The following is a 3,799-nucleotide window of genomic DNA, read 5'->3' on the forward strand; positions in this document are numbered from 1 at the left end:
CTGGCGCGGCACGATTCGCTTCCAGCAAAAGGCCGCCTCTCTGGCGTTGCTGGTGCCCCTGTTTCTGCTATCGGGCTGCTCGCCGAGCGGATCCTCGACCGACGCTGCCGCACCGCCTCCGGCAACGTCCACGCCTGCCCCGGCTCCAACACCAGCTCCTGCTCCTGCTCCTGCTCCTGCTCCTGCTCCTGCTCCAGCACCCACTCCGGCACCTACGCCGGCTCCGGCTCCTGCACCAACCCCCGCACCTGCCCCCGCACCTGCCCCTGCCCCTGCCCCAGCTCCGGCTCCGACCAGCACTCTGCCTTGGTCGTCCTATGGAAAATTGACCTTGCCGGTCGACGAAGATGGCAGTAGCGGTGCCGATGAAATCCCCGCATCCGAGTTGGCGAATTACTCGTCCATCTACTGGTTCAATCCTTCATCCAACCAGCTTGCCCAATCCGGCTACCGAGCCCAAGGCGGCGAGACCGTGTTCTGGACGCCGGTCAACGGCAACGGCAGGACCAGCGACTCCGATTTCCCGCGCACTGAAATGCGCGAGCAGCTTGAAATCGGCAACAGCGACGTCAACTGGCGATTGACCGGTACTCATATCCAGCGCGGCACCGTGACGATCACCCGAGTGCCGACGCCACTGACTTCGGGACGCACCACCTTCCTCTGCTTCGCACAGGTGCATAGCCTCGATAACGCGCCCCCGGTGAAGCTCATCTTTCAGAGGGCGCCGGATGGCACGACTAGCGTTTACGGCAACTACAACCTTCGCCAACGCGCCGGCAGCTCAGTCAACTCAGACATAGAACTGCCAATGGCAATCGGCCAGAAGTTCAGCTACGAAATCAAAGTGGTCGACGGTACCGTGACGACGACCATCAACGGCAAGATGATCGATCGTCGCGATCTTCGGCCAGCCTGGCTTTTTCAGGAGTTCTTCTTCAAGGCCGGCAATTATCTCGGCAACAACGCTTCGACGGCCACTGGATACGGTGAAGTCGTTTACTCGACGATCGAGAGAGTCCATCGCTGATCCCAGACCTGTATTCCGAAGTTGCACATCGCCCCTGGGCTACAACTTCCCTTCTAATGCGTAGTCCCAAACACTGAAGAGCGCGGCTACAACGGCGGGCCCCAGGGGACTCCGGAATGCGGCGTGTTCCCGATAAGGTCTTCCGTCACCGCTGTCATGAGCCGCTGTGGACCGAACGATGCAATGGATTTCATCCCACTGACCCGGTTAAGGTGACAGCAGATCGACTGACTCCGGGGCGAAGATATGGCTGCCTTTCAGGAAAGCGGACCAACCAGCGATGAGCTAAAGCGTTGGCGAAAAGATGTACGTGGCGTTCGGAAACGAAGCCTTGACCATCTGCTCCGCCAGCTCATATCCAGGATCGTTCTTTCCTGGCTTCCGATCATCTGCTGTGCGACAGGCTCCGCCGCTCAGGCAGGGGCGGGAGCAGCGACATCGAAGGCCCACGTCCTCGTATCCGCAGTCCGCAGTGAGAGCCCCGTCGAAGACCGTTCTCCTGATGCGTTCGGGTTGACGGCAATCTCCACCGTCGAGCCCGGTAGCCAGCAGATCAGCGACGCAATACAGATCACCGGCATCAACGTTTCTGTGCCGGTGTCGATCTCTGGCGGGACCTACAGCATCAACGGACGAGGCTATACGAGCGCGCTGGGCTCAGTCGTCGCCGGAGACATCATCGAAGTCCAGAAGCGCGCTCCCACCGCACTTTCCAGTACCGGTTCGGCGCTGTTGACGGTGGGCGACGTCAGTGCCCGGTTCGTCGTGGAAACGCTGCCGGCGGATAGCAGGCCCGAGCCCTTTTACTTCGCGCCGGCATTTTCGGCAGGTGACGGGCAAGCGGTGGCGAGCAACACGATCACCGTGAGCGGCATCAACACCGAGACATCAATCTCGATCGTCGGTGGCGCCTATCAGATCGACGGCGGGCCCTGGTTATCGACCGCGAGCACCGTCAGCGTTGGCAGCGTCGTGCGCCTCGCCATTATTCCTTCAGCAACCGGCCTGGTTACCGCAACTGTGACCATCGGAGGGGTTGCTGCCAGTTTCAAAGCGACCACGGAACCCAGCAACGCCCGCCCAGCAGCCTTCCAGTTCGCGCCGGTAAACGGCTTTCCGCTGCTGGCCAGCATCAGCGAGCCGATCACGGTCAGCGGCCTGTCGGGCGTTGCACGCATTCGCGTCAGCGATGGCCAATACAGCCTGAACGGAACGCCATTCGTGAATGTCGATGGCCTGGTGCAAAACGGCGACGAGGTGCGCATTCTAGCTATCGCGCAGCCGATGCTTGGCGAGGTGCGCACCGCAGGCGTTCAAATCGGTAGCGCTTCGGCAATCTATGAGGTCACTACCGACGCGCCTGTTGATCGCTTTCCGGATGTCCTCCGGCTACCGGATGCGAGCGCGATCCCGATCAACAGCGAGTTCGTCACTCCGTCGTTGCCGATCAGGGGCATCAACGTGCCGACGCCTATTGCTCTTGGCGCAGGCTCTGAGTACAGCTTGAACGGTGGGCCATTCACCAATCAGCCCGGTCTCCTCCGCTGGGGCGATCTGCTGCGTATACGTGTTGCGACGGGACCGGAATATGGCCGCAGCTATCGGGTGCCGATCACGATCGGCCCGGGCGCCCTGGTCTGGCAACTACGCACCGCCCCGGCACCCACTCAGCCAAGCCGCCCGACGCTTGCACTCGCCTCGATGTATCCAGATGGGCTGGTGTTGCCAGGCTCTGTCCAGACGACAAAGCCGGTGATTGTCGAGAATGCGCCCGGGCCGGTTCCCGTCTCCGTCGTCGGCGGTCTTTATCGCATCAACGATGGACCTTACGTCGCGGAATCCGGCACCGTGCGCAATGGCGACACCGTCACCGTGCGCTATGTCATGCCCGACACTTTCAGCACCACCCATCAGGTAACGCTGCAACTCGGGTCGGTCGGCGCCAGCATCGCTACGACGACAACTATCGATGCCATTGCAACAACGCCGAAGACTGTCGAAGGCGCCACGATCAGCTATGCATACGAAACCGATCTGACAACACCGCTTCGAGCCCATGTCTTTCTCCCGCCCGGTTGGCGCGCTACTGATCGGCGTCCGGCCTACATCGATTGGAGTGGTGGTGGCTGGGCGGCCGGGGGGCTTCCAACGAATCGCGCGGCCTTTTGGGCGATTGAGTACGGCATGGTCGTGGTCGCTCCGGATCAGCCGGTCAACGAACGGTTCGGCACCTACGCCTATGTCAATGCCGATGATGCGCGACTGGTACTGCAGCAAGTCCAGCAAAAGGCCGGCTTGCTGGGTGTGGACCCGTCCCGCGTGATCGTCACCGGCACCAGTTCCGGCGGCGGCAATGCGGTCTGGACATCATTGCTCGATCCTCCGGTAACGACGTCGATCGGCAGTTCGCCCGAGTTCCGCCCCGCTGCGGTAGTCCTTCGCTCAGGCGTCAGTTCAACTCGGCCGGAGGCCAGCCTGGCCCCAACCCAGTTGGATCGCTTCGGACGCTTCGTCGACGACATCAGCCCGGATACGGATATCGATGGCGCCATGCCGCCTTATCTGATTTTTCATGCCGACGCCGACATCGTCTTCGCCGAGACGGCGAACTTGAATCTGTGCAGCCGCATTCTGGCGCTCGGACGCATCTGCGAGTTCCACAACCAGCCGGGGCTCGGCCATGACTGGCCTGTCGACCCGGTAGCACTCGAGACCTCGCGCCAGCAGGAGATCGCGTTCTTCTTCCGTCTCGGTCTGCTACCAGCAGGC

General features: G+C 61.8%; 2 protein-coding genes. Both read left to right on the forward strand.

The genetic code is table 11. From position 1 onward, the window contains the following. Window positions 1-1,030, forward strand: a 1,030-nt coding sequence (locus QZY06_RS00985; RefSeq protein ID WP_295679032.1) for a polysaccharide lyase family 7 protein, incomplete at its 5' end; no start/stop codon positions are given. Between the two features lie 513 nt (window positions 1,031-1,543). Then, the coding region (locus QZY06_RS00990; protein ID WP_295679034.1) for an alpha/beta hydrolase at window positions 1,544-3,799 on the forward strand (2,256 nt) is incomplete at its 3' end.

The organism is uncultured Nevskia sp. (genome assembly GCF_903885465.1).
GTDB lineage: Bacteria > Pseudomonadota > Gammaproteobacteria > Nevskiales > Nevskiaceae > Nevskia.